Below are 3130 nucleotides of genomic sequence, written 5' to 3' on the forward strand. Positions count from 1 at the left end.
TTTAGGCATGAGGCGTTGTCCACTTTTTAATCAGACAATGCTATTTGATCACAAACTCGATCGCGTGAAAAGAGGTTTTTCTACAGCCTCAACGCTCGCCTAAACGGCGAGCAACTTGTTGCGAGTCCAGCGGCCGTAGGCCGCGATGTTTAAGGCGATTGTTAGAGCTCACAGCTTGATGACTGCCAACATATCTTCACCATCTTCATCCAACCCCACTTCCTGAAAGCCAAAACTTGAATAAAAATTTTTGGCCACTGGGTTTTCAGGGTCATAGCAAATTTCTATTTCTTTTACTTTGTCACTGGCTTTGATTTCATTGAGCGCCAAATTTAGTGCAACTCTGCCAATACCAGATTGTTGATAGCGTTGATCCACCATAAAGCGCCAGATAGAAACTTTTTCAGGCGTTTCAGATACCCACATGAAAAAACCGACAGGCTTATCGTTCTGATAGATAGCTCTGCAGGTATGCCCTTGGCAGTAATGTGATTCAACCAAAGACCACATATTGCTCGCAACATATTCCTGTTGCTCATCCGTGACATCTAAGTCACATACGTCTTCATAATTTGAACTTGTAATCTCTTCCAATGTGATATTCATGACTTTCCTTAGCTCTAACGCCCAAATTTAGCGCGGAAAGCCGCGCAGCGGGTTGACGTCGCTGCCAGCGCTTTTTGCTGGCGATAATATTTGTTTGTTATGTGTCTGCTGATTCATTAAATAATATTCTGTTTGAAAACGGGTCTGTCACGGTAAAACACCTTGCACCCCAAGGGGCATCTTCAATTCTTGGTTTGTTGTATTTGTAAGGCTTTACAGTAACTTGTGCGAAAAGTTGATCAAGATTGCTTACATTAACGAAGACCTTGCTGCCCGGTGTACAGTCACCAGAGTGTTCACTCAGATGTAAAACAAAATCGCCAAGCGAAACTTGCATATAAATTGGGTAACCATCCTCAAAGCGATGCTCCCAATCTAGTTCCATACCGAGAAAGCCAAGGTAAAACTCTTTTGCTTTATCTTCGTCGAAAATTCGCATAATCGGGATCGTCTGAAACTCCATGCCATCTACTCCATTACATATAACGCCGCCAGCACGCGCGGCTTTGTAGTGAAGGCGAAGCCGCAACGGAAAAGACGTCGCCGTGCCTGGCCTTGTTAAATTTTGTTTGCCCAAAATTCATAATACTTAGTGAGCGCTTTGGGTACAGAAACATATGGGTTAGCATTATGCCCAGCCCCCTCGCTAAAACTGTATGCCCATTGTAAATTGGCGGGTGCATTGGTTTCCAAAGCACTAAGTAGCCCTTTGAAAGAACCAGTAATAATTTCGTTTTCTTCTGCACCCAAGCTAAGGTATAGAAAAATAGGTTTACCATTGGTAATGGGCAAGTTTTTTGCAAACTCTTTTACAACCACCGAATCGTCATACCAAGCTGCTGGGCTAAAAGCAAAATACCCACTAAAAAGATGCGGTTTAGCAACAATTGTATAGAGTACCAAACTCCCACCTGCCGAAAAGCCACTTAGCAACCTGTTGTCACTAATAGCGTAATTCTGCTCAAGATACGGAATTAATTCAGTTTCGATAAACGCTAAAAACACATCCGCTTTACCAAATATATCCGGATGATTATCGTTCTCAGGGCGAGCTTCAATACTTACATCACGTCGAGCATACGGAGGGACTAAATCCCTGTTTCTCGAATCAACCCAAAATAAATTAGGTATCGCGACGATTATAGAATCTTCTGTAATGTCCTGTGAGCTTAGCTCAGCCAGTGTTTCATCCCAGCGCTTCAGATTAAAATTGCCGTCAGTTTTAATAATTAGAGGGTATTTTTTACTTCGCTCATAACCATTAGGTAGCCGGACAAAGATTTTCCTGTTTTCACCTAATACCGAAGAGTAAATCGTTTCATCGACAAAATCAGAAGTGTAATCTTCTTTGTATTGCTGTGCCTTAAAGAAAGCAGCAGCCCCCACGCCTAGCACAATTGCAATTAATACAATATTTTTAATAACTCTGAAATTCACAAATTCTTCCTTGAAAAATTTAACGCTTTGCTAATTGGCTGCCGCAGCGAAGCGTAGGCAGTCCAGTGGAGGCCACGCTTTTTGTGGCCGGAACGAAATTAAGCAACTTGTTAGGCCCCGCCCTGCTGCCAGAATTAAGTGATATTAGCAGTTCTTAACTCAGCCATTATTTCCGCTTCTCTTACTACTGAGGAAAATGGTTGTTTTAGAATGCTGTACTCCCAGCTATTCATATCATCACCACCAAAATGTAAGTAAAATCCATTTTCTGAAAACTCACGAAGTGCTTTTTTACCCGAAAATGAAAATAAGCCTTTAGCTGAGAGAAATATATCTATGGCAGAAATCATAATAATCGAAGCAGTTTGCACACTAAGGTAAACTACCATATCAGGAAAATCGTTCTTTTGAGTTGCGCTAGAGATCATTGATTCTTGCAACATTGGCAACGCAGTTCTTAACCCGTTTTCTCCAAAGTTTTTATCAAGTAACTCAATGAAACTATTAACTTTTAAAGCTCCAATTCTAACAGAGTCCGTACCATTTGCTGATGCCCCATTAAAACCTTCAATTATCGACTCAGCTATTGGCTTAATTATTTCAGGAAGTACGGCTTCTAAATTCATTTTTTCTCCTAATTAGTGATGACACGCTGAACGCTCTAGCCTAACGCCCAAATTTAGCGCGGAAAGCCGCGCAGCGGGTTGACGTCGCAGCCAGCGTTTTTTGCTGGCGATAAAATTTAATTGTTAGGCCTACCGTTCTAAGACCTCACTCCATGACTGAATTTGCAGTTAGAAAATATCTGATAGCTTTGGATTGGCTTAATTTCGATAATATTAACCTTACCAATAATATCTTGTTCTGTTCTTTTAACAGCCTGAAAATACATTGGCAGAAACCCATCCTGTTCAGATAGTTCAAAATAAGGATAGTTAGTAACTTTCCATGTCCCTTTTTTGGTCATTATTTCGCTTTCATCTTTATATTTCACCTGACGAATCCCCACGAATGGCATAGATAAAACAAATAGTTAAAGGCGAAGGGAACATTCATGGCAGTTCCCGATCTGATCTTTCGCCAAAAA

Annotated in this window: 5 protein-coding genes; all 5 read right to left on the reverse strand. The window is 41.1% G+C overall.

The features are described from left to right. Nucleotides 1–168: 168 nt before the first annotated feature. Entirely contained in the window at nt 169–606 is a 438-nt protein-coding gene (locus tag H141_RS0119355; protein ID WP_011789173.1) for a GNAT family N-acetyltransferase, read from the reverse strand. 97 nt (nt 607–703) lie between these two features. Continuing rightward, nucleotides 704–1069 carry a glyoxalase superfamily protein gene (locus H141_RS0119360; RefSeq protein ID WP_019677921.1) on the reverse strand — a complete coding sequence of 122 codons (366 nt, stop codon included), beginning with the start codon at nt 1067–1069 and terminating at the stop codon, nt 704–706. A 95-nt stretch (nt 1070–1164) separates the two neighbouring features. Continuing rightward, entirely contained in the window at nt 1165–2043 is an 879-nt protein-coding gene (locus H141_RS0119365; protein ID WP_019677922.1) for an alpha/beta hydrolase, read from the reverse strand. A 134-nt stretch (nt 2044–2177) separates the two neighbouring features. Then, a complete protein-coding gene (locus H141_RS0119370) occupies nt 2178–2669 on the reverse strand; it encodes a hypothetical protein (RefSeq protein WP_019677923.1) in 492 nt (163 codons plus the stop codon). A gap of 137 nt (nt 2670–2806) precedes the next feature. Then, nucleotides 2807–3037 (reverse strand): hypothetical protein, encoded by a 231-nt coding sequence (locus H141_RS0119375; protein WP_157611049.1) that lies wholly within the window; start codon nt 3035–3037, stop codon nt 2807–2809. Between the last annotated feature and the right edge of the window lie 93 nt (nt 3038–3130).

The organism is Arsukibacterium perlucidum DSM 18276 (assembly GCF_000382165.1).
Classification (GTDB): domain Bacteria; phylum Pseudomonadota; class Gammaproteobacteria; order Enterobacterales; family Alteromonadaceae; genus Alishewanella; species Alishewanella perlucidum.

What these genes read in the sequence shown, in the direction of transcription:
- H141_RS0119370 (WP_019677923.1), bottom strand. Translation starts at nt 2,669, where the DNA reads ATGAATTTAGAAGCCGTACTTCCTGAAATAATTAAGCCAATAGCTGAG.
- H141_RS0119360 (WP_019677921.1), bottom strand. Translation starts at nt 1,069, where the DNA reads ATGGAGTTTCAGACGATCCCGATTATGCGAATTTTCGACGAAGATAAA.
- H141_RS0119355 (WP_011789173.1), bottom strand. Translation starts at nt 606, where the DNA reads ATGAATATCACATTGGAAGAGATTACAAGTTCAAATTATGAAGACGTA.